The 23,533-nt window shown below is 57.7% G+C and carries 15 protein-coding genes; 7 read left to right on the top strand and 8 right to left on the bottom strand.

The genetic code is table 11. The features are described from left to right. Window positions 1-91: 91 nt before the first annotated feature. Window positions 92-1,330: a SulP family inorganic anion transporter gene (locus tag DR88_RS05515; protein ID WP_004149141.1), complete on the top strand. Its 1,239-nt coding sequence runs from the start codon at window positions 92-94 to the stop codon at window positions 1,328-1,330. Here the strand turns inward: DR88_RS05515 and mgtE are convergent. The 6 genes from mgtE to ompK36 form a co-directional block, all read right to left on the bottom strand. Continuing rightward, a complete protein-coding gene (mgtE, locus tag DR88_RS05520; RefSeq protein ID WP_002912996.1) occupies window positions 1,293-2,729 on the bottom strand; it encodes a magnesium transporter in 1,437 nt (478 codons plus the stop codon). The genes DR88_RS05515 and mgtE overlap by 38 nt on opposite strands. Window positions 2,730-2,879: 150 nt before the next feature. Further along, complete coding sequence (locus DR88_RS05525) at window positions 2,880-4,523, bottom strand: multidrug ABC transporter permease/ATP-binding protein (protein ID WP_004149142.1); 1,644 nt, start codon at window positions 4,521-4,523, stop codon at window positions 2,880-2,882. A 74-nt stretch (window positions 4,524-4,597) separates the two neighbouring features. After that, window positions 4,598-5,251 (bottom strand): DNA oxidative demethylase AlkB, encoded by a 654-nt coding sequence (gene alkB / locus DR88_RS05530; RefSeq protein WP_004151113.1) that lies wholly within the window; start codon window positions 5,249-5,251, stop codon window positions 4,598-4,600. Next, complete coding sequence (gene ada / locus DR88_RS05535; RefSeq protein ID WP_004149143.1) at window positions 5,251-6,315, bottom strand: bifunctional DNA-binding transcriptional regulator/O6-methylguanine-DNA methyltransferase Ada; 1,065 nt, start codon at window positions 6,313-6,315, stop codon at window positions 5,251-5,253. Before ada ends, alkB begins: the two co-directional genes overlap by 1 nt. A gap of 73 nt (window positions 6,316-6,388) precedes the next feature. Then, complete coding sequence (gene apbE / locus DR88_RS05540) at window positions 6,389-7,441, bottom strand: FAD:protein FMN transferase ApbE (RefSeq protein WP_004149144.1); 1,053 nt, start codon at window positions 7,439-7,441, stop codon at window positions 6,389-6,391. 103 nt (window positions 7,442-7,544) lie between these two features. Continuing rightward, entirely contained in the window at window positions 7,545-8,663 is a 1,119-nt protein-coding gene (ompK36, locus tag DR88_RS05545; RefSeq protein ID WP_004149145.1) for a porin OmpK36, read from the bottom strand. A gap of 771 nt (window positions 8,664-9,434) precedes the next feature. Between ompK36 and rcsD the strand changes: the two genes are divergently transcribed. Beyond that, window positions 9,435-12,092, top strand: a complete 2,658-nt coding sequence (rcsD, locus tag DR88_RS05550) for a phosphotransferase RcsD (RefSeq protein ID WP_002913006.1) — start codon at window positions 9,435-9,437, stop codon at window positions 12,090-12,092. Window positions 12,093-12,107: 15 nt separating this feature from the next. Further along, window positions 12,108-12,758, top strand: a complete 651-nt coding sequence (gene rcsB / locus DR88_RS05555) for a response regulator transcription factor RcsB (protein ID WP_002913007.1) — start codon at window positions 12,108-12,110, stop codon at window positions 12,756-12,758. A gap of 45 nt (window positions 12,759-12,803) precedes the next feature. Here rcsB and rcsC read toward each other — a convergent pair whose 3' ends face one another. Both rcsC and gyrA read right to left on the bottom strand, forming a co-directional pair. Then, a complete protein-coding gene (rcsC, locus tag DR88_RS05560) occupies window positions 12,804-15,644 on the bottom strand; it encodes a two-component system sensor histidine kinase RcsC (protein WP_002913009.1) in 2,841 nt (946 codons plus the stop codon). Between the two features lie 131 nt (window positions 15,645-15,775). Next, on the bottom strand, window positions 15,776-18,409 hold the full coding sequence (gene gyrA, locus DR88_RS05565; RefSeq protein WP_004140833.1) for a DNA topoisomerase (ATP-hydrolyzing) subunit A: 2,634 nt from the start codon (window positions 18,407-18,409) through the stop codon (window positions 15,776-15,778). A 146-nt stretch (window positions 18,410-18,555) separates the two neighbouring features. On the opposite strand from gyrA, the gene ubiG reads away from it, so the two are divergent. The 4 genes from ubiG to yfaE all read left to right on the top strand — a co-directional run bounded on the left by ubiG (window position 18,556) and on the right by yfaE (window position 23,400). Beyond that, complete coding sequence (gene ubiG, locus DR88_RS05570; protein ID WP_002913014.1) at window positions 18,556-19,284, top strand: bifunctional 2-polyprenyl-6-hydroxyphenol methylase/3-demethylubiquinol 3-O-methyltransferase UbiG; 729 nt, start codon at window positions 18,556-18,558, stop codon at window positions 19,282-19,284. Window positions 19,285-19,628: 344 nt separating this feature from the next. Continuing rightward, window positions 19,629-21,914, top strand: coding sequence for a class 1a ribonucleoside-diphosphate reductase subunit alpha (gene nrdA, locus DR88_RS05575; RefSeq protein ID WP_032443974.1), 2,286 nt, complete (start codon window positions 19,629-19,631; stop codon window positions 21,912-21,914). A gap of 101 nt (window positions 21,915-22,015) precedes the next feature. Continuing rightward, window positions 22,016-23,146 (top strand): class Ia ribonucleoside-diphosphate reductase subunit beta, encoded by a 1,131-nt coding sequence (nrdB, locus tag DR88_RS05580; protein WP_004140835.1) that lies wholly within the window; start codon window positions 22,016-22,018, stop codon window positions 23,144-23,146. Further along, window positions 23,146-23,400 (top strand): class I ribonucleotide reductase maintenance protein YfaE, encoded by a 255-nt coding sequence (gene yfaE, locus DR88_RS05585; RefSeq protein ID WP_002913017.1) that lies wholly within the window; start codon window positions 23,146-23,148, stop codon window positions 23,398-23,400. The genes nrdB and yfaE overlap by 1 nt, the downstream gene beginning before the upstream one ends. The last annotated feature ends 133 nt before the right edge of the window (window positions 23,401-23,533 follow it).

Here is a 23,533-nt window from a genome sequence, read left to right as displayed (position 1 = left end):
TCCGCGCTATCATCCCTGGTTTTGTGACAGACCGCACGGAAGCAGGGCCTGACACCGCTCCCTCTTTTTTTATAAGCTGCGAACTTTTTTTTTGCCCCCAGTTTCTGACCCCGCCGCTTCCGGCAACCTGCGTCCCATCCTCCGCTCCCCGTCTTTACTGACGCGCGAAGTGCTGGCCGGCGTGCTCACCGCCCTGGCGCTCATCCCTGAAGTGATTTCGTTTTCAGTCATTGCCGGCGTTGACCCGCAGGTAAGCCTGATTGCTTCGGTGGTGCTCTGCCTGGCGATGTCAGTCTTCGGCGGACGCCCGGCGATGGTCACCGCCGCCGCGGGCTCGGTGGCGCTGGTGATTGGCCCGATGGTGCATCAGCACGGCGTGGGGTACATTTTACCGGCTGTCATTCTGGCGGGTATTATTCAAATTTTGTTTGGTCTGTGCGGCATGGCGCGCCTGATGCGCTTTATTCCCCCGGCGGTGATGACCGGGTTCGTCAACGCCCTCGGGATCCTGATTTTCTTTGCTCAGGTGCCGCATTTCTGGAGTCGACAACCGCTAATCGTTGGCCTGTTCGTCCTGACGCTGCTTATCGTCCTGTGGGCGCCGCGCGTTATTAAGGCTATCCCGGCGCCGCTGATCGCCATCGTCGCACTCACCCTCTATACCGCGACCACCGGCCAGCAGTTGCCGACCGTCGGCGATGAAGGCTCGATGAGCGGCGGCCTGCCGGGGTTCACCGCCCTGACCGTTCCCCTGAACCTGACCACCCTGCAGATAATCTGGCCGTGCGCCCTCAGTATCGCCTTTGTCGGCCTGATGGAGTCCTTGCTGACGGCTAAGCTGGTGGATGATCTCACTCATACCCCGTCGAACAAATCGCGGGAAAGCGCCGGGCTGGGTATCGCCAATATCCTTGCCGGCTGCTATGGCGGCATCGCCGGCTGCGCGATGATCGGCCAGACTATCGTGAACGTGGAAATGGGCCGGGCCCGCAGCCGCCTCTCAACGGTAATCGCCGGCCTGGTGCTGCTCCTGCTGGTGACAGCGCTCAGCCAGGTGATGGCGAAGATCCCGATGGCGGTTCTGGCCGGGGTGATGGTGATCGTGGCGGTGAAAACCTTTAGCTGGCACAGCATTCGCCCGGGCGAGCTGGCGCGTAATCCGTGGCCGGAAACGCTGGTGATGCTGGTGACCGTCGCCGCGACGGTGGGAACCAGCAATCTGGCGATCGGTGTGCTGGCGGGGATTGTCGCGATGGCGATCATCCCCCGCCGCCTGCGGGCAAAAGCGCAGGCTACATCAGAAACAGCGTCGCCAGACCCAGAAAAATAAAGAAGCCGCCGGTGTCGGTGATGGCGGTGATCATTACGCTGGAGCCGACCGCCGGGTCGCGCCCCAGCTTCACCATGACCATCGGGATTATCACGCCCATCATCGCCGCCATCAGCAGGTTGAGCATCATGGCCAGCGTCATCACCCCGCCGAGCTGCGGATCGTCATACAGCCACCAGGTGATGGCTCCCATAATCCCGCCCCACACCAGACCGTTAATCAGCGCAACACCCATTTCACGCAGGATCAGGAAGGTAAAGCTGCCGGGCTGGATCTGCTGCAGCGCCATCGCCCGGACGATCATGGTGATCGTCTGGTTGCCGGTGTTGCCGCCAATCCCGGCGACGATCGGCATCAGCGAGGCCAGCGCCACCAGCTGTGAAATGGTGTGTTCGAAGCCGTCGATGACCCGGGAAGCAATAAACGCCGTACACAGATTGACCGCCAGCCACGCCCAGCGGGTTTTCACCGCTTTGCTGACCGGGGCGAAGACATCCTCTTCATCGCTCAGGCCGCCCATCCGCCGCAGATCGTTATCGGTTTCTTCATAAACCACATCGACGATCTCATCGATGGTCAGGCGCCCGATCAGCTTGCCGTCGGCATCAATGACGGCGGCGCTGAGTAAGTCGTCGCGTTCGAAGGTGCGCGCCACCTTCTCGGCCTCTTCGTGCGGCTGAAAGGTGACCGGGTCGCCCTCCATCACCTCCCCCACCCGCTTCTGCGCATCATTGAGCAGAATGGTCTGCAGCTCCAGCTCGCCGAGCAGCAGCTTGTTACGGGTGGTAACGAACAGCTTATCGGTGTTTTCCGGCATTTTTCCGAGACGCCGCAGATAGCGCTGCACCGCCGCCAGGGTGGCCTCCGGTCGCACCGTAATGACCTCAAACTCCATGATCGACCCGACGCTGTTGTCGGCGTAGCGCATAATCTGGCGAATACGGGCGCGCTTCTCGGCCGGCAGGGTCGCCAGCAGCCGTCCGGTTAGGTTGCGCGGCAGATGCTGCAGCAGGTAAACCTGTTCATCGATATCCAGCGGCTGCATGGCCTGCAGCAGCTCGGGGTCGCTCATCTTGTCGATCAGGTCGCCCCAGACGTTCTCTGAGGCCTCCAGCAGCACTTCGCCACGTTTATCGTCGGGCACCAGGCACCATAGCGCGGTGCGGGCGTCATAGGGAAGCGCTTCCAGCGCATCGGCGAGATCCGGCGGCGGCAGATGCGAGACCAGCATTTCCACTTCGGCCAGGTCATCGGCCAGCGTCCCTTCATCATAGCGCTCAGCCAGCGTCAGTTTGCCCAGCAGCGCGGAAGTCACCGCTTTATCGGTGCTCAAGAGCCAAATCAGACGGGCGCGCTCTTCGTCACGCAAGCGGGCGCTTTTTTTATGCAAAACGGACATCGATCGGGCAATCCTTTTGAGAATGGTGAGCCGGCCTGCGGGCCGGAAGCCTTAAGCATAGCGCGAGGAGGGGGAAATAATAACCGTCAGCGATGTAGACGCTGAAAATTTCAGCGGCGCCCGGGCTTTTCCCCGGGCGCGTGGCGATTGTCAGGCCGTACGGGCCACCGCATCGCGGGAAGCCTGTTCCCGCTCTTCGCCGGTAAGTTCGGCGAGCTGGCCGGCGCGCATCTCCAGCAGACGATCGGCGTGCTGGAAGTAGTGATCGTCATGGCTGATGGCGAACACGGTTTTGCCCATCTGCTGCATCAGCGGCAGCAGGACCTGGTAGAACTCGCGGCGGAAATGCGGATCCTGATCCGCCGCCCATTCATCCAGCAGAATGATGTCCCGGGACTCGGCCAGCGCCAGCAGGAGCGCCACGCGCTTCTTCTGCCCTTTCGACAGCCGCAGGTCGGCGATTTTTCCGTTCTCCAGCTGCAGCTTGTGGGCCATTTGCAGACGCTCCAGCCATGTCGCCACCAGCGCCGGATCGGCCTCCTCGCCCTGCGGCCCGAGCAGGCGGTCAAACAGCCAGACGTCGGTAAACACTGCGGAAAACAGTTTGCGGTACTCCTCTGGCCTCTCCGCCGCCAGCGGCTGGCCGTCGACGAGGATCTGACCGGATATTGGCTGGTACAGGCCGGTCAGGAGCATCGCCAGCGTTGACTTGCCGCTGCCGTTGCCGCCTATCAGAAACACCAGCTCGCCGCGCTTCAGCGTCAGATTAAGCGGCCCTACCGCAAAGCGCTGGTCCGGATAATGGAAGGTGACATCGCGCAGCTCCAGCGTCTGCCAGTCAGGATGCGCCTGCGGCCGGGGAAAGTCGGCCCGGTACGGGGCGAGGGAGAACTGACGCAGCTTGTTAAACGCCACCTGGGCGCTGAGCAGCGTGGGCAGCGCGCCGACGGCGGAGAGCAGCGGCGTGCGCAGAAACAGCAGCGTCAGGGAATAGGTCGCCGCCACGGCGGTATCGGCCCAGCCGAGGCTGTTGGCCATCCAGAACACCAGCCCGATGGCGCCAAGCATCATAATATTCGACCAGTTGACCGCGCTGAGGTGGAAGGTATCGGCGCGAACGATATGGTGCCGGTACTCCCGGGCGTCCGGGAGGTAGAGCTGGTTAAACACATACTCCGCGCGCTCGCGGTTGAGGGTCAGCTCTTTACGCCCCTCCAGCACCGTCTGATAGTCGTGATACAGTTTATCTTCCGTTTCGCGCAGGCTGGCCATATGTTTGTACACCCGCGAGACCAGCACAAAGCCGCCCCAGATGGTGAGCGCCATCCACAGCGCCGTCACCAGCATCATTTTTCCTGACAGCCAGGCGAGGTAGGCCGCGGAGCCGAAGGTGAGAATGATCCCCTGCACCAGCTCCGGCAGGCGCACAAAGGCGATGGTGATATTGCGGATATCGCTGGTCAGCCCGGCAAGCAGCGACGCGCTGCCGATCTTCTCTACTTGTTCAATCTGGGTATCGAGGATGCGTTTAACAAACTCACCGCGCAGACGATAGACAAAATGGTGGCCGAGGGTGGTTAGCGCCAGCTGCGAACCCAGGGTCACCGCCATCAGCAGCCCCAGCAGACCAAGAAACTCCGGCAGGACCCGCAGCGAGGTATCGACAGAGGTAATCAGACGCAGGTTAATGAAAGCGATTAAGCCGATACCCAGCGCGGCGCTGAGCAGGCTGAGAGCAATAACGCCCAGAAACGGCCAGCGGTACTGGCGCCAGACGAGAGAGATAAGTTCCATAACAGGCTATCCGCAAAAGCAAAACAGCCAGCAGTTTAAACGGCTCACCGATGACATCAAGAATAATTCTTATTTTAATACTGGCGACCGCCCGCCTGTCGGAAGGTGAGATTGTAACGACAGTCGCCCGTTTCCGGATGATGCCCCGCTTTCAGCGGCTGAATGCCATGATAAAACAGGCGCGACTCGCCGCCCCAGACCACCACATCGCCATGCTCCAGCAGCAGCCGCTGCAGCGGGTCGCTGCGTTGCAAGCCGCCAAACTGAAAGATAGCCGGCAAGCCCAGCGAGACCGAGACAATCGGCGCCCGCAGATCCTGTTCATCTTTATCCTGATGCAACGACAGTTTTGCGCCAGGACAATAGCGGTTAATCAAACAGGCATCGGGGGAAAACTCCGGATAGCCGCCGGCGGCGGCCGCCGCCAGCGCCAGTTCATGAAATACGGCAGGCATCGGCGGCCAGGTTTGATCGGTTACCGGGTCGACCGGGGCGTACAAATAGCCGTGGCGATCGGTAGTCCAGCCCAGCGCGCCGCAGTTGGTCATGGCGACCGACATGGTGTACCCGCCCGGCGTGACCATCTGGCGAAACGGCGACTGACTGGCGACGTCGGCTATCGCCTGCAGCAGCGCCGGGGCGCGTTCGCGGGCAAATCGCCGCAGCACCACCGCGCCGGGGGCCAGCGGCTCCTGCCACGGTGGGATATCGCTAAACAGATCGAGCATTACTCCTCCTCATGTTGGGCCTCGCGCGCCAGCAGCTGCGCTTTTCGCGCCGTTCCCCAGCGATAACCGGACAGGGCGCCATCTTCACGCACCACCCGGTGGCAGGGAACAATCACCGCCAGCGAATTCGCCGCGCAGGCGCCGGCCACGGCTCTAACCGCCCGCGGCTGGCCAATATGCTCTGCCACCTGGCGGTAGCTGCGGGTCTCACCCGCCGGGATCTGCCGCAGCGCCTGCCAGACCTGCAGCTGAAATGCGGTGCCCTGCAGATCCAGCGGCAGCGATACCGGCCGCCGGCTGTCGTCGAGGTGGGCGAAAATCTCGGCCATCTGCTGACAAAAATCGGGGTCGCCTTCACGCAGCTCGGCATTGGGAAAGCGCCGGCGCAGGTCGTCGAGCAATGCCGCATCGTTATCACCCGGCAGCACCGCGCAGACGCCGCGCTCGCTCTGCGCCACCAGGCAACGACCCAGCGCGCAGTCGCCCGTGGTCCAGGTTACCACGGTGGCGGCGCCGCCGCGGCGAAACTGGCTGGCGGTCATCCCTAACGCTGCGTCGGCCTGGCAATAATAGCTGCTGCTGTCGGGAAAACCAGCCGCCAGCGCGGCGCGGGTCACCGGTATCCCCTGCTCCAGCGCTTCCCGCAGGCGCTGCGCCCGCCACGCTTGTTGCCAGGCTTTAGGGGTCATGCCGGTGACGGATTTAAATAGACGGTGGAAATGAAACGGGCTCATCGCCAGCTGGCCTGCCAGCGCATCGAGGGTCAGGGGCGCGTCCTGCTCCAGCAGCCGACAGGCCTGCGCCACTTTGTCGACCCTTTGCTGCTGCGGGTAGTCTTTATCCGGTTGGCAGCGTTTGCAGGGGCGGAATCCCGCCGCCACGGCGGCGGCGACGTCGGCAAAAAAGCGTACGTTTTCCCGCCGCGCGCGCCGCGAGCGGCAGGAGGGACGACAGCAGATGCCGGTGGTCAGTACCGCAAAGACGAACTGACCATCGGCCCGGGTATCACGTTCGCAGACCGCCTGCCAGCGGCGATCATCGGTATCGGCAACTATCGGTTTCATGACGGGTCTCCAGCTGTAAGTGTACCCTCAGTCTGTGGTAAAGCCCGCAGTAAAAAACCCGCAATCTTGCTTTTTAATTTTTCTCGCCGACAAGGAAAGTGCGGAACTGCGGCGACATCCAGGTTTTAAAACCCTCTCCATCTTTAACGATCATGTAGACCGCCAGCCCCTCCTCGCGCACCACCTGCTGCGCTTTTTCCGGCCCCAGCACCATCAGTCCGGTATCCCAGCCGTCCGCCTCCAGCGCCGTTGGCGCAATGACGGTCACGGAGACCAGCTTATGGGTTATCGGCTGCCCGGTCTGCGGATCGATAACGTGCGAGATGCGTTTGCCATCGAGTTCATAGTAATTGCGATAGCTGCCGGAGGTGCTGATGCCGTGACCATTGATGTCGACAATCGCCTGAACGGCGTTTTCGCGGTCGGTCGGTTTCTGGATCGCTACCCGCCAGGGCTTGCCTTCGCCGTTCATCCCGCGGCTGACCAGCGCCCCGCCCACCGACACCAGATAGCGGGAGATCCCCTCCTGCTCCATCAACCGCGCGAGGTGGTCGGCGGCATAGCCTTCCCCCACGGTGGAGAGGTCGACAAACAGATCGGGAATATCTTTTTGCAGGAACTGCCTGCCGCTCTGATTAATAACCTGCAGATGCTGCAGGCCGGTGCGCGCCTTCGCCGCGGCTATCGCCTCGGCATCCGGGGTGGTGACCGGCTGTTTATCCGGGCCAAAGCCCCACAGGTTGACCAGCGGCCCCACGGTAATATCCATCGCGCCGTGCGTTTTGGCGCCAATCCGCAGCGACAGGGTGACGATATCCGCCATCGCTTCGCTCACCGGCCAGGGTTCGGTAGTGGCGGCATGATTGAAGCGCATCAGCGCTGAGTCGTTTTTCCAGGTCGACAGCAGGCGATCGTCGGCGTCCAGCTGGGCCTGAACCTTGGCGCGCAACGCCTGGGCCTTTGCCTCATCCACGCCAATGACGCTGACCCGCCAGAAGGTGCCCATCGTTTTGCCATCCAGCACGGTGGCCGTCGCGGTGGGGGTCGCAGGAGTGGTAGCTGAATCGCAGCCAGAGAGCAGAACGCAGGCGCCCAGCAGCGCGGCGCGAAAGAAAGTCATATCCATTAATCGAGGCTCCTCTTACCAGGGCGACAAGAGTATACCAGCGAGGTTAAACCGGACATAAAAAAAGGCGCCAGAGGCGCCTTTTTGTTATGCAGCTTGCAACTTAGAACTGGTAAACCAGGCCCAGTGCAACCACGTCGTCGGTAGAGATACCAGCGCGACGAGTGAAATCGTTTTCGTCCAGCAGGTTGATTTTGTAGTCAACATAGGTGGACATGTTTTTGTTGAAGTAGTAGGTCGCGCCAACGTCAACATATTTCAGCAGGTCCTGGTCGCCGTAACCTTCGATGTCCTTACCTTTAGACTGCAGGTAAGCTACGGACGGACGCAGACCGAAGTCGAACTGGTACTGAGCAACCACTTCGAAGTTCTGTGCTTTGTTAGCAAAACCGCTAATAGAATCAGATTCTCCGTTGCCGCTGAAACGAGTTGCGTTGTAGGTCTGGGTGTACTGAGTCGCCAGGTAAATGTTGTTGGCGTCGTATTTCAGACCACCGGTGTAGGTTTCAGCGTTGTCGCCACGGCCTTTATCCAAACGATTCTGATCGCCGTTACGTTTGGAGTGCGAGTACGCGAAACCAGCGCTGATGCCATCATAGATGTCATAGGTCAGAGAGGTACCGAAGCCGTCACCGTTCTGTTTCAGAGCGCCACGACCGTTGTTGGTCGGAGAAGTACCTTCGCCGCTGACGCTGCCGTTTTTACCCTGATACTGCAGAGCAAAGTTCAGGCCGTCAACCAGACCGAAGAAATCAGAGTTACGGTAGGTTGCAACGCCGTTAGCACGGGACTGCAGGAAGTTGTCAGAACCGTAGGTGTCGCCGCCGAATTCCGGCAGAACGTCGGTCCAGGACGTTACGTCGTATACTACGCCGTAGTTACGACCGTAGTCGAAAGAGCCCGCGTCGCCAAATTTCAGGCCTGCGAATGCCAGACGAGTCCATGCCTGATCGCTGGAGCTTTCAGTATTGTTCGCCTGAACGTTGTATTCCCACTGGCCGTAACCGGTCAGCTGGTCGTTGATCTGGGTTTCGCCTTTCACGCCTACACGCATGTAGGTCTGGTCGCCGTCGACGCTCTTGTCGTCAGAGAAGTAGTGCAGACCGTCAATTTTACCGTACAGGTCTAATTTGTTGCCGTCTTTGTTATAAATTTCAGCCGCATTTGCTGCGCCTGCTACCAGCAGAGCCGGTACCAGGAGGGACAGTACTTTAACTTTCATGTTATTAACCCTCTGTTTGTTATATGCCTTTTATTATGCCACTGCTTACTGATTACCCTTCTAATCAGTCGGCTATTTCATTGTGCTGCAAAATGCAGAATAATCCAACAAGAATATGATACTAAAACTTCCAAGATATTTCAAAGTTCCCACAAGATGTTTCAATTTGTAAATTCAGCGGAACTTTTTTCACCGCAAAATGGTCAGGGAAATACGCACTAATCATCAAAAATAATATTTAACCATTTATAATCAAAGCGATAGACAACAACATATCTATAGCACTGAATGGTAAAACAAAATGATCATTGGTGGCTAAAATAAGAGTCGCTATCATCATTAACTTTATTTATTACCGTCATTCAGTTCTGAATGTCTGTTTACCCCTATTTCAACCGGATGCCTCGCATCCGGTTTTTTTTACCCTTCTTTACACAACTTTAATTTATCTGTGCTACGGCTAATGATTCCCTAACGACTATTAATCAATCAATTAGGCCATCAGTGGTGCATATTCTGCCAATGTCTTGTTATTTCGTGCGATTCTTCCCTTTTGTTTCCGTCAATATCGTCGCCGGTTAACCTTCCCGGCGCGGTTTCATTTACGCTTCGTTTCTAAGATAATTCCTGGGCGGCATCGCACCGCTGGCGCCAATCTGTAGTATGGATTTACGCCATTAGCCTTTATACTGCCAGCAGCATCTGCTTTGTTGCCAGTTACTCTGGCGCTACATCCTGTTTACAAACAATGATGAGTCGTTCAGCCACAAGATGACCCCGAAAAAATTCTCCCTGATCCCCGGCAACATCAGCCGCTTCTTCATTTTGATGGTTATTGTCCTGCTGGCGACAATGGGGGTGATGATCCAAAGCGCCGTCAATGCCTGGCTGAAGGAGAAAAGCTATCAGGTGGTTGATGTCTCCCACGCTCTGCACCAGCGCATTGACGCCTGGCGCTATGCCACCTGGCAGATCTACGACAATATCGCCGCCACCTCAGTCAACACCGCAAGCGGCGGTCTGCAGGAGACGCGTTTAAAACAGGACGTTTACTACCTGGAGAAACCCCGGCGTAAAACCGAAGCCCTGATCTTTGGCTCCCATGACAGCTCCACCCTCGAAATGACGCAGAAAATGTCCGATTATCTCGATATTTTGTGGGGCGCGGAGACCATTCCGTGGTCGATGTACTATCTCAACGGCCTGGACAATAGTCTGATCCTGGTCTCCACCCTGCCGTTGAAGGACCTCTCTTCAAGCTTCAAAGAGTCAACGATCAGCAGCGTCGTGGAGTCGCGGCGCGCGGAAATGCTGCTGCAGGCTAATACCCTTGATGAGCGCGAGACGTTCTCGCCGTTGCGCCATCTCGCCTGGCAGAACGCGCACTATTTTACGTTACGCACCACCTTCAACCAGCCCGGACACCTTGCCACGGTGGTTGCCTTCGACCTGCCGATTAACGATCTGATCCCGCCCGGCATGACCATCGACAGCTTCCGTATCGAGCCTGACCCGTCGCAAAATCTCGCCACCACGCCGGATAAAGAGAGCGCCGATCATATCGGGATCACCTTTAACGGCATGCAGATTGACATCGCCACCGACATCAGCACCACCGGTATGCAGTTACTGTGGACGGTACCAATGAGCACCATGCTGCTGGAGTCCATGCAGAACATTCTTCTGCCGCTGCTGCTCAACATTGGTCTGCTGGCGCTGGCGCTGTTTGGTTTTACCACCTTTCGCCACTATAAAGGACGCAGCCATTCGTCTGGCGCCGGGCTCCCCTCCGCCGCCAACAGCGAACTGCGTCTGCTGCGCGCCATTAACGAAGAGATTGTTTCTCTGCTGCCGCTGGGGCTGCTCGTTCACGATCAGGAAGCCAACCGAACGGTTATCAGCAATCCAATTGCCGACCATCTGCTTCCGCACCTGAATCTGCAGAACATCACCAATATGGCGGACCAGCATCAGGGAGTGATCCAGGCCACCGTCAACAATGAGCAGTATGAAATCCGCCAGTATCGCAGCCAGGTAGCGCCGCGCACCCAGATCCTGATCATCCGTGATCAGGACCGCGAAGTGCTGGTCAATAAAAAGCTCAAGCAGGCCCAGCGCTTGTATGAGAAAAACCAGCAGGGACGGGCCGCCTTTATGCAGCACATCGGCAGCGCCCTGAAGCAGCCCGCGCTGACGCTGGCGGCAGAGGCGGCGGCGCTCAGTAGTACAGAGAATCGGACGCTGGCCCAGCATGCCGATGAGCTGGTCAAACTCATCGATGACATTCAGCTCGCCAATCTGCTGGAAAGCGATGCCTGGAAAACCAACCAGACGTTGTTCTCGGTGCAGGAGCTTATTGACGACGTCGTGCCGGAAGTGCTGCCGGCGATGAAACGCAAGGGTCTGCAGCTGCTCATCAACAATGCGCTCCCGGCCGGCGAGCAGCGCTATGGCGACCGTGAAGCTCTGCGGCGCACGCTGGTGCTGTTAATCCAATATTCAGTGACCACCACGCCTATCGGCAAGATCACCCTCGACGTCTGTCAGGATGAGTCGGCCAGCGATCGCCTGACCTTCCGCATTCTGGATACCGGCAACGGCGTCTCGGCAAACGAGATCGACAATATGCACTTCCCGTATCTCAACGAGACCCAGAGCGACCTGTACGGCAAAGCAAACGCCCTTACCTTCTGGCTATGCGACCGCATGACGCGCAAGCTGGGCGGGCAATTGACCATTAAAGCCCGGGAGTCGCTGGGGACGCGCTATACCCTGCATCTGAAAATGCCGGCCAGCGAAGAGGCGCCAGAGGCGGGAGAGCATTTGCTGGATGACGTTATCGTCCTGCTGGATGTGACTTCCAGCGAAGTGCGGCGGATTGTCACTCGCCAGCTGGAGAGCTGGGGAGCGTCCTGCATCACACCGGACGATCGGGCGACCAGTCAAGCCTTTGATCTTTATTTAACGGATAATCCGTCTAATCTTACTGCTTCAGGCTTGCTTTTAAGCGATGATGAGGTCGGGATACGCAAGATCGGCCCGGGCCAACTGCGGGTCAACTTTAATATTAGCACGGCGATGCAGGAGGCTATCCTGCAGCTTATTGAGCAGCAGCTGGCGGAGGAGGCGGTTCAGCCCGTCACCTCAGGAAACGAGAGTAACGCCGAACTCCATGCCAGCGGCTATTACGCACTGTTTGCCGATACGGTACCGGATGATGTTCAGAGATTGTATACTGAAATCGAAGCGGGCGATTTTGCTGCTCTGGCGCAAACCGCCCACCGCCTCAAAGGGGCATTTGCTATGCTTAATCTGATACCCGGCAAGCAGTTATGTGAAACGCTTGAGCATCTGATTCGCGAAAAGGATGCGCAAGGCATAGAAAAATATATCAGCGACATTGACGCTTACGTCAAGAGCTTGCTGTAGAAGGTAGCCTTATACATGAACACTATGAACGTAATTATTGCCGATGACCATCCGATCGTACTGTTCGGTATTCGTAAGTCACTTGAGCAAATTGAGTGGGTGAACGTCGTTGGCGAGTTTGAAGACTCCACGGCCCTTATCAACAATCTTCCGAAGCTGGACGCCCATGTGCTGATCACCGATCTGTCCATGCCCGGAGACAAATACGGCGACGGGATCACGCTGATTAAATACATCAAGCGCCACTTCCCGGATCTGTCGATCATTGTTCTGACCATGAACAACAATCCGGCGATCCTCAGCGCGGTGCTGGATCTGGATATCGAAGGGATCGTCCTCAAGCAGGGGGCGCCGACCGACCTGCCAAAAGCGCTGGCCGCGCTGCAGAAAGGGAAGAAATTCACCCCGGAAAGCGTCTCTCGCCTGCTGGAAAAAATCAGCGCCAGCGGCTATGGCGATAAACGCCTGTCGCCGAAAGAGAGCGAAGTGCTGCGCCTGTTCGCCGAAGGTTTCCTGGTAACCGAGATCGCCAAAAAGCTTAATCGCAGCATTAAAACCATCAGCAGCCAGAAGAAATCGGCGATGATGAAGCTGGGCGTCGAAAACGACATCGCCTTGCTGAACTACCTCTCTTCCGTCTCGCTGAGCGCGACGGACAAAGAGTAATCTCTTCGCCCTCTCCGTCTCGCCCCGGCGAGACGGAGCTCCCCATTATTCCCGCCCTTTACGCACCCGCGCCGCATATACCGTCAGCGTTTGCTTCAGTACGTCGAGGGTGACCGGCTTGGACAGACAACTGTCCATCCCCGATTCCAGACAGCGCTGCTTCTCTTCCGCCAGGGCATTGGCCGTTACGCCAATCACCGGCAGCGTCAGGCCAAGCTGACGAATGCGCTGCGTCAGGCGATAACCATCCATATTAGGCATGTTGACGTCGCTGAGCACGATATCGATGTGCTGCTTGCTGAGGACGTTGAGCGCGTCGATCCCGTCGTTCGCGGTCACGCACTGGTAGCCGAGCGACCCCAGCTGATCCGCCAGCAGGCGGCGGTTGATCGGGTGATCGTCGACCACGAGGATCATCATGTCGTCGTTATTGCCGGCCTGCGCCTCCGGGGCCATCAGCGCCGGGCTATTTTCCGCACTGGCGAGCGCAACATGGAAAATACGCCCCAGCAGCGGCAGCAGTTCGTGGGGAGTCGTCACGCTGTGCAGCCATTCGCCGGCGGACCGCTCCTGCGGAATACCGATATGACGGCGACAGAAGATGACCATGGCCCTTCCCTGCCATCCGCTCAGCGCCTCATCGTCAGTGAGTAAGACATCCTCGGCGTCCGGCGTTTCGCCGGCATGGCGGCGGACCGTCAGGCCGTGGTAGCTGAGCAGCGAGGTGACGAACATCGCCAGCGAAGTGTTATGAATCGCCAGCCAGCAGGTCTTGCCAGCGAAACCGTCTCTGCTCACCGGTGAGGTATTCTGCACGCCATACAGAGGAATACGGATGGTAAAGCGGCTACCCATCCCCGGCTCGGTTTCGACAGCAATATCGCCATCCATCATGCTGATCAGTTTTTCACAGATCGCCAGGCCAAGGCCGGTGCCCTGAAAATTGCGCTGCACGCCGGTCCCCACCTGGAAGAAAGGATCGAAGAGGCGCAATACCTCTTTCGCCGGGATCCCCTCTCCGGTGTCGCGAACGCTAATCTGCAGATAATCCCCCGCGCACTGGACGTGCAGGACAATACAGCCGGTATCGGTGAACTTTATCGCATTGCTGAGCAGATTTGAGATCACCTGCTGCAGGCGCATCGGGTCGCCGGACATTTGTTCCGGAACGTCCGGCTCGATAAAGCAGTACAGGCCCAGCTGCTTGCGCACCACCAACGGCAGATAGTTAGCGGAGATATGGTTCATGACTTCGCGCGGAGAGAACTCCCGCGGCTCGATCTTCAACTGCTCGGACTCGATTTTCGAGAAATCAAGAATATCGCTGATGATTTTCAGCAGCAGGCTGGAGGAGTTGTTCATCGCCGTCACAAGGCGATCGACGCCTTTCGGCAACGCTTTGGTCTGCAGCAGATCGAGGTTACCGATGATGCCATACAGCGGGGTACGCAGCTCATGGCTAACCGTCGCCAGGAACATCGATTTCGACTGGCTGGCCTGCTCCGCCGCCTGGGCCATCTCCTGCAGCGACTCCTCCATTTTCACGCGGGCGGAAACGTCCACCAGCACGCAAATGGCGACGTTTTCATTGCGATAGCGTGAATGAACAAAGCTAATCTGCAGGTTGGTATGGTTGCTGGTCAGCACGTCGACAAAATTGACCTGCTGGCCGCAGATGATCTGCGTCAGCCGCTGGCGGTCCTCGTGGGTCAGCATGTTCAGGTAGTTGTGCGCCAGTTCATTACTGAGAATATTGGTCCCGTCGGCAGTGCGCAGAATACAGATCCCTACCGGGGCAGAAGCCACAATTTTGCGGTTGAACTGCTCGTGCTCTTCCAGGCGCTGGGCGTCATTCTCCGCGGGGATAAAAATGCGCCGCTCATACATCCGCGCCAGCGCGAACAGCATCGCGCCGCTGAGGATATTAAGAACGATAGCATTGATGATCAGCATACGGATCCGCTCCAGCACCTGATCTACCGAGACGGAATAGACGATGCTCAGGGAGGACGGCGAGAGGCTTTTTTTCAGCACCAGCTCGCGGAAACCCGAACTGTAGCCAAACCACATCCGCTCCTGCATCCACTTCGCTTCGCTCTGGATTTTACCTTCCGCACCGGCCAGCGAAATCAGCGGCTGCCCGTTATCGTCAAAGATCGTCACGCTCATCGGCAGGCTGCCCGGCGTAAAGAAGCTTTCCATGCGGATGGTCTGCTCCACGCCCAGCATCGCCTGCAGGCGATTGGCCATATAGACCGGCGTCAGGGCGTAAAAATAGCCCACCCCGGGGCGAACGCCCTGGCTTATCCAGAACAGGTTGTTGCCGCGCTCATTTTGCGGCGCGTTGCGATATTGCTCTATGCGCTGATGCAGGACTTTCAGCGCCTGATCGCGCTCAATCGGCACGTCCCGCAGGCCAAAGTTGGCCATGCAGAGGTTATCGCTGCCGATGAGAAAGATGCGGTTAAGGTCGTAGGCGGCAGTAAAATTATCCCGCCAGTAGCGCATAAACCATGCCAGCGACTGCAGCGAATTACGCCAGGTGGCGCTCATCGCGCTGCAGTCGGAATCGGGGTACAGGGGTTCAAAGTTGGGCACCGCCATATCGCCGTTTTGCCCTTGCGCTACCGCGTCCCCTGCCGACAAGCGATTACCGGCGACATACTTCAGCTCTTTCATTACATCCGCGGTACGCTGGATATAGCGCTGGGCCTGATCGGCGTTGAGATTAAGCTCCTGATGGATTTCGGCTTCCCGCTCGTGCAGCGCGTTGACGATATAAAACACAGAGACAAACGCAATAAGCAGCCACAGCAATACCGCCAGCGCTCTGAACAGATAACGTGAAACCTTCAGGGTTGTATGAAAAGAGGCAAGATATTTCAATGTGGCGATGCTCGGCCGTCAGGGACTCAACAGAATGCGGTTAAGGTAGCGGTAAACCGGCTTTGCCGCAATGTTAATGCAAAAAGGGCCGGGAAAATACCCGGCCCTTCCAGAACATTTACCTCGGACGATTATTCTTCGTCTTCGGCGATGTCGTCATCGGTATCCGCTTCCGGGGCGATATCGTCATCGCCTTCCGCCGCGCTACCGTCGATGGCATCCAGCTCTTCATCATCCACCGGCTCAGCCACGCGCTGCAGACCTACCACGTTTTCATCTTCCGCGGTGCGGATGAGGATCACGCCCTGGGTGTTACGGCCCACGATGCTCACTTCGGAAACGCGGGTACGCACCAGCGTCCCGGCGTCGGTGATCATCATGATCTGATCGCAGTCATCCACCTGCACGGCGCCGACCACGGAACCGTTACGCTCGGTGACTTTGATCGAAATAACGCCCTGGGTGGCACGCGACTTGGTCGGATACTCCGCCGCCGCGGTACGTTTACCGTAACCGTTTTGCGTCACCGTCAGGATCGCGCCTTCGCCGCGTGGAATAATCAGCGAGACGACGCTGTCGTTTTCCGCAAGCTTAATACCGCGTACGCCGGTGGCGGTACGGCCCATGGCGCGAACGGCGTCTTCCTTGAAGCGTACAACCTTACCGGCCGCGGAGAACAGCATCACTTCATCCTGACCAGAGGTCAGATCGACGCCGATCAGCTCATCGCCTTCGTTCAGGTTGACCGCGATGATACCGGCGGAACGCGGACGGCTGAACTCGGTCAGCGCGGTTTTCTTCACGGTACCGCTGGCGGTCGCCATAAAGACGTTGACGCCCTCTTCGTACTCGCGGACCGGCAGGATGGCGGTGATGCGCTCATCGGCTTCCAGCGGCAGCAGGTTGACGATCGGCCGACCGCGCGCGCCGCGGCTGGCTTCCGGCAGCTGATAGACCTTCATCCAGTACAGACGGCCGCGGCTTGAGAAGCAGAGGATGGTGTCATGGGTGTTAGCCACCAGCAGGCGGTCGATAAAGTCTTCTTCTTTAATGCGCGCTGCCGATTTGCCTTTACCGCCACGACGCTGTGCTTCGTAGTCGGTCAGCGGCTGATACTTCACATACCCCTGATGCGACAGGGTGACCACCACATCTTCCTGGTTGATCAGATCTTCGATGTTAATATCAGCGCTGTTGGCGGTGATTTCGGTACGACGTTCGTCGCCGAACTGGTCGCGGATCAGCTCCAGCTCTTCGCGAATCACTTCCATCAGACGGTCGGCGCTGCCGAGAATGTGCAGCAGCTCCGCGATCTGCTCCAGCAGCTCTTTATATTCGTCGAGCAGTTTTTCATGCTCAAGGCCGGTCAGTTTCTGCAGACGCAGATCCAGAATCGCCTGAGCCTGCTGCTCGGTCAGATAGTATTTACCGTCGCGTACGCCGAACTCTGGCTCCAGCCATTCCGGACGCGCGGCGTCATCCCCGGCGCGCTCCAGCATCGCCGCGACGTTACCAAGATCCCACGCCTGGGCAACCAGCGCCGTTTTCGCTTCTGCCGGGGTCGGCGCGCGACGGATCAGTTCGATAATCGGGTCGATGTTGGCCAGCGCAACGGCCAGCGCTTCGAGGATATGCGCCCGGTCGCGCGCTTTGCGCAGTTCGAAAATCGTACGACGGGTCACCACTTCACGGCGGTGGCGTACAAACGCGGCGATAATGTCCTTCAGGTTCATGATCTTCGGCTGACCATGGTGCAGAGCTACCATGTTGATGCCGAAGGAGACCTGCAGCTGGGTCTGGGAATAGAGGTTGTTAAGCACCACTTCCCCTACCGCATCGCGCTTCACTTCAATCACGATGCGCATCCCGTCTTTATCAGACTCGTCACGCAGCGCGCTGATGCCTTCCACGCGTTTTTCTTTGACCAGCTCGGCGATTTTCTCGATCAGGCGCGCTTTGTTCACCTGATACGGAATTTCGTGCACGATGATGGTTTCGCGGCCGGATTTCGCGTCCACTTCCACTTCCGCGCGCGCGCGGATGTACACTTTACCGCGACCGGTGCGATAGGCCTCTTCGATGCCGCGACGGCCATTGATAATGGCGGCGGTCGGGAAATCAGGGCCAGGAATATGCGCCATCAGCCCTTCAATGCTGATGTCTTCATCGTCAACATACGCCAGACAGCCGTTAATCACTTCCGTCAGGTTATGTGGCGGTATGTTGGTGGCCATCCCTACGGCGATCCCGGAGGCGCCGTTCACCAGCAGGTTAGGAATTTTGGTCGGCATGACGTCCGGAATACGCTCCGTACCGTCATAGTTGTCGACGAAATCGACCGTCTCTTTTTCAAGATCGGCCATCAGCTCATGAGCGATTTTCGCCAGACGAATTTCGGTATAACGCATCGCCGCGGCGGAGTCGCCGTCGATGGAACCAAAGTTACCCTGGCCGTCCACCAGCATGTAACGCAGCGAGAACGGCTGCGCCATACGCACGATGGTGTCGTATACCGCGGAGTCGCCGTGCGGGTGGTATTTACCGATTACGTCACCAACGACACGGGCTGATTTTTTATAGGCTTTGTTCCAGTCATTGCCCAATACGTTCATGGCGTAAAGTACGCGACGGTGTACCGGCTTCAGGCCATCTCGGACATCCGGCAGCGCACGGCCAACAATGACCGACATCGCATAATCCAGATAAGAGTTCTTAAGCTCTTCCTCAATGTTGACCGGTGTAATTTCTCTCGCAAGGTCGCTCATCTAACCGCTATCCCTCTACTGTATCCCGGATTCAAAGGTCGCAAATTATAACACAGCCGCGCTAATAGAGGTAAAGCAATACGGTTTATTCATGGCGCGCTGCTGATATACTCGCAGGTCTGAACAGAAAAGGAGTAAAAGCGCCCATGAATGCCGAAAAAACGTCGGTAGCCCCTAACGTCGATCATGCTGAAATCGCCAAATTCGAAGCCGTCGCCTCGCGCTGGTGGGATCTGGAGGGCGAGTTCAAACCGCTCCACCGCATCAACCCGCTGCGGCTGGGCTATATTGCCGAACGCTCCGGCGGCCTGTTCGGTAAAAAAGTCCTCGATGTCGGCTGCGGCGGCGGCATCCTCGCCGAGAGCATGGCGCGCGAAGGCGCAACGGTCACCGGGCTGGACATGGGGGCCGAACCGCTGCAGGTCGCCAGGCTGCACGCCCTGGAGAGCGGTATTCAGGTAGACTATGTTCAGGAAACAGTTGAGGAACATGCCGCGAAGCACCCGCAGCAGTATGACGTCGTGACCTGCATGGAGATGCTGGAGCACGTCCCCGACCCGCAGTCGGTGGTGCACGCCTGCGCGCGGTTAGTGAAGCCCGGCGGCCAGGTCTTCTTCTCCACCATCAACCGCAACGGCAAGGCCTGGCTGATGGCGGTAGTCGGGGCGGAATATGTCATGAAGATGGTGCCCAAAGGCACTCATGATGTGAAGAAGTTTATCAAGCCGGCCGAGCTGCTGGGCTGGGTAGATCAGACTACTCTGAAAGAGCAGCATATCATCGGTCTGCATTACAATCCGCTGACCAATACCTTCAAGTTAGCGCCGGGGGTTGATGTTAACTATATGTTGCATACAACCGCCAAACAGGACTGAGGTCAGCACCTCCGCTTATGATGATTGCGCGGCATCAAGCCGCGTGATTATTTCTTCCGATGAAGAAATCAGCACTCGATCAAATTTTCATTTTTTTTTCTGTTTTATTGACTTCTTCTCCAGGCCTTATGCGACGTGGACTTGCGGATTATTACCCTTCCGCAACCTCAATTTAACGTCAAAATCAACCCTTGTACTCAAAAGATTCCTTACTAAAATACTCACCATATAGCGTTTCTTTTATCGACAACCCCCTACATATAGTATTTATCCACAGAGTTAGTCACAACGGCCTTCTGTGGATAAACGGGGGATATTTTCTTTCACGGACAGGTAAAATCCACATGAATCAGAGTCTGCTGGTGACAAAGCGCGACGGGACTACCGAGCGCATCAATCTCGACAAAATCCATCGCGTACTGGATTGGGCGGCAGAAGGACTGAATAACGTTTCGATTTCCCAGGTAGAGCTGCGCTCCCATATCCAGTTCTATGACGGCATCAAAACCGCGGACATCCACGAAACCATTATTAAAGCCGCTGCGGATCTGATCTCCCGCGACGCACCGGATTACCAGTACCTCGCCGCGCGTCTGGCGATTTTCCATTTGCGTAAAAAAGCCTTCGGTCAGTTTGAGCCGCCGGCGCTCTACGATCACGTGGTGAAGATGGTCGAGAAAGGTAAATACGATCATCATCTGCTGGAAGACTACACGGAAGAAGAGTTCCAGCAGATGGACGGTTTCCTCGACCACTGGCGCGACATGAACTTCTCCTACGCAGCCGTTAAGCAGCTGGAAGGCAAGTATCTGGTACAAAACCGCGTCACCGGCGAAATTTATGAGAGCGCGCAGTTCCTCTATATTCTGGTCGCCGCTTGCCTGTTCTCGAACTATCCGCGCGAAACGCGTCTGGACTATATCAAGCGTTTCTACGACGCGGTGTCCACCTTTAAAATCTCGCTGCCGACGCCGATCATGTCCGGCGTGCGTACCCCAACCCGTCAGTTCAGCTCCTGCGTGCTGATCGAGTGCGGCGACAGCCTGGATTCCATCAACGCCACCTCCAGCGCGATTGTGAAATACGTTTCCCAGCGCGCCGGCATCGGCATCAACGCCGGGCGCATTCGCGCGCTGGGCAGCCCGATCCGCGGCGGCGAAGCCTTCCACACCGGCTGCATTCCGTTCTACAAGCATTTCCAGACCGCGGTGAAATCCTGCTCGCAGGGCGGCGTGCGCGGCGGCGCGGCAACCCTCTTCTACCCAATGTGGCATCTGGAAGTGGAAAGCCTGCTGGTGCTGAAAAACAACCGTGGTACCGACGCCAACCGCGTTCGTCACATGGACTACGGGGTACAGATCAACAAGCTGATGTACACCCGTCTGCTGAAGGGCGGCGATATTACCCTGTTCAGCCCTTCCGACGTCCCGGGCCTGTATGACGCCTTCTTCGCCGATCAGGACGAGTTTGAGCGCCTGTACACCCAGTACGAGCAGGACGACAGCATTCGTAAGCAGCGTATTAAAGCCGTTGAGCTGTTCTCGCTGATGATGCAGGAGCGCGCCTCTACCGGCCGCATCTATATCCAGAACGTCGACCACTGTAACACCCACAGCCCGTTCGATCCGGTAGTCGCCCCGGTGCGTCAGTCTAACCTGTGCCTGGAGATTGCTCTGCCGACCAAACCGCTGGAAGATGTCAACGACGAAAACGGCGAAATCGCGCTGTGCACCCTGTCGGCCTTCAACCTCGGGGCTATCGACAGCCTCGACGAGCTGGAAGAGCTGGCGGTGCTGGCGGTGCGTGCTCTGGATGCGCTGCTCGACTATCAGGATTACCCCATCCCGGCGGCTAAACGCGGTGCGATGGGGCGTCGTACGCTGGGTATCGGCGTGATCAACTTCGCTTACTATCTGGCGAAGCATGGCAAACGCTACTCCGACGGCAGCGCCAACAACCTGACGCACAAAACGTTCGAAGCGATTCAGTACTATCTGCTGAAGGCCTCTAACGAGCTGGCTATCGAGCAAGGCGCCTGCCCGTGGTTCAACGAAACCACCTATGCGCAGGGCATCCTGCCGATCGATACCTATAAGAAAGATCTGGACGGCATCGTCAGCGAACCCCTGCACTACGACTGGGAAGCATTGCGCGAGTCCATTAAAACCCACGGCCTGCGCAACTCCACGCTCTCCGCGCTGATGCCGTCCGAGACCTCGTCGCAGATCTCCAACGCCACCAACGGCATTGAGCCGCCGCGCGGCCACGTGAGTATCAAAGCGTCCAAGGACGGTATCCTGCGCCAGGTGGTGCCGGATTACGAAAACCTGCAGAACGCCTACGAGCTGCTGTGGGAGATGCCGAACAACGACGGTTATCTGCAGCTGGTGGGTATCATGCAGAAGTTTATCGACCAGTCGATCTCTGCCAACACTAACTACGATCCGACGCGCTTCCCGTCCGGAAAAGTGCCGATGCAGCAGTTGCTCAAAGACCTGCTCAACGCCTATAAATTCGGCGTCAAAACGCTGTACTATCACAACACCCGTGATGGCGCTGAAGACGCCCAGGGTGACCTGGCCCCGTCCATCCAGGACGACGGCTGCGAAAGCGGCGCTTGTAAGATCTAAGGTATTTTTGCCGGGTAACGCTACGCTTACCCGGCCTACGTTTGTGTAGGCCCGGCCAACCCATTCCTGCCGGGCAATACAGTTCAACAGGACTCACTTCAATGGCATACACCACTTTTTCACAGACGAAAAACGATCAGCTGCTGGAACCTATGTTTTTTGGCCAGCCGGTTAACGTGGCCCGCTACGATCAGCAAAAATACGACATCTTTGAAAAGCTGATTGAAAAGCAGCTCTCCTTCTTCTGGCGCCCGGAAGAGGTTGACGTTTCCCGCGATCGCATCGACTACCAGGCGCTGCCGGAACACGAAAAACATATTTTCATCAGCAACCTGAAGTACCAGACGCTGCTCGACTCCATCCAGGGCCGTAGCCCGAATGTGGCGCTGCTGCCGCTGATCTCCATCCCGGAGCTGGAGACCTGGGTAGAAACCTGGGCCTTCTCCGAGACCATTCACTCGCGTTCGTACACTCACATCATCCGCAACATCGTCAACGACCCGGCGACCGTGTTCGACGACATCGTCACCAACGAGCAGATCCAGAAACGTGCGGAAGGCATCTCTCACTATTACGATTCGCTGATCGAGATGACCAGCTACTGGCATCTGCTGGGCGAAGGCACCCACACCGTCAACGGCAAGACCGTGACCGTGAATCTGCGCGAGCTGAAAAAGAAACTCTATCTGTGCCTGATGAGCGTTAATGCCCTGGAAGCGATCCGCTTCTACGTCAGCTTCGCCTGCTCCTTCGCCTTTGCCGAACGCAAACTGATGGAAGGCAACGCCAAAATTATCCGCCTGATCGCCCGCGATGAAGCGCTGCACCTGACCGGCACCCAGCATATGCTGAACCTGCTGCGCTCCGGCAGCGACGATCCGGAAATGGCGGAAATCGCCGAAGAGTGCAAGCAGGAGTGCTATGACCTGTTCGTGCTGGCGGCTCAGCAGGAGAAAGAGTGGGCGGACTACCTGTTCCGCGACGGCTCGATGATCGGCCTGAATAAAGATATTCTCTGCCAGTACGTCGAGTACATCACCAATATCCGCATGCAGGCGGTGGGCCTCGATCTGCCGTTCCAGACCCGCTCCAACCCGATCCCATGGATCAACACCTGGCTAGTCTCCGACAACGTTCAGGTGGCGCCGCAGGAAGTGGAAGTCAGTTCTTATCTCGTCGGCCAGATCGATTCTGAAGTCGATGCCGACGATCTGAGCAACTTCCAGCTGTAATGAAGCGGATCTTCCTGAAAATCTCTGACACTCGCCTTGAGTGTCAGGATGAACACCCTTCCCTGCTGGCGGCGCTGGAGTCGCATAATATCGACGTCGAATATCAGTGCCGCGAAGGCTACTGCGGCTCCTGCCGCACGCGTCTGGTCTCCGGCCAGGTTGACTGGCTGACCGAGCCGCTGGCCTTTATCCAGCCGGGAGAAATTTTGCCCTGCTGCTGCCGGGCGAAAGGCGATATTGAGATCGAGATGTAGTCTTGTCAGGTGGCGCTACGCTTACCCGACCTACTGTTCCAGGACCGGCCGTTTACGCACTGCCGCCCTGGGCTGCTGAAACTGCCGGTGTTGACGGCCTCAAAATCGCTGAGACGTTCCCGGAAGGCCGGGG

It is taken from the genome of Klebsiella pneumoniae (genome assembly GCF_000742135.1).
GTDB classification, from domain to species: domain Bacteria; phylum Pseudomonadota; class Gammaproteobacteria; order Enterobacterales; family Enterobacteriaceae; genus Klebsiella; species Klebsiella pneumoniae.
The sequence above is the reverse complement of the archived record's forward strand: the minus strand, read 5'-3'. Positions and strand labels throughout refer to the sequence as shown.

Bases quoted from the DNA above. Each gene is read 5' to 3' on its own strand.
- mgtE (WP_002912996.1), bottom strand. From the start codon at position 2,729: ATGTCCGTTTTGCATAAAAAAAGCGCCCGCTTGCGTGACGAAGAGCGC.
- DR88_RS05525 (WP_004149142.1), bottom strand. From the start codon at position 4,523: ATGGAACTTATCTCTCTCGTCTGGCGCCAGTACCGCTGGCCGTTTCTG.
- alkB (WP_004151113.1), bottom strand. From the start codon at position 5,251: ATGCTCGATCTGTTTAGCGATATCCCACCGTGGCAGGAGCCGCTGGCC.
- ada (WP_004149143.1), bottom strand. From the start codon at position 6,315: ATGAAACCGATAGTTGCCGATACCGATGATCGCCGCTGGCAGGCGGTC.
- apbE (WP_004149144.1), bottom strand. From the start codon at position 7,441: ATGGATATGACTTTCTTTCGCGCCGCGCTGCTGGGCGCCTGCGTTCTG.
- ompK36 (WP_004149145.1), bottom strand. From the start codon at position 8,663: ATGAAAGTTAAAGTACTGTCCCTCCTGGTACCGGCTCTGCTGGTAGCA.
- rcsD (WP_002913006.1), top strand. From the start codon at position 9,435: ATGACCCCGAAAAAATTCTCCCTGATCCCCGGCAACATCAGCCGCTTC.
- rcsB (WP_002913007.1), top strand. From the start codon at position 12,108: ATGAACACTATGAACGTAATTATTGCCGATGACCATCCGATCGTACTG.
- gyrA (WP_004140833.1), bottom strand. From the start codon at position 18,409: ATGAGCGACCTTGCGAGAGAAATTACACCGGTCAACATTGAGGAAGAG.
- ubiG (WP_002913014.1), top strand. From the start codon at position 18,556: ATGAATGCCGAAAAAACGTCGGTAGCCCCTAACGTCGATCATGCTGAA.
- nrdA (WP_032443974.1), top strand. From the start codon at position 19,629: ATGAATCAGAGTCTGCTGGTGACAAAGCGCGACGGGACTACCGAGCGC.
- nrdB (WP_004140835.1), top strand. From the start codon at position 22,016: ATGGCATACACCACTTTTTCACAGACGAAAAACGATCAGCTGCTGGAA.
- yfaE (WP_002913017.1), top strand. From the start codon at position 23,146: ATGAAGCGGATCTTCCTGAAAATCTCTGACACTCGCCTTGAGTGTCAG.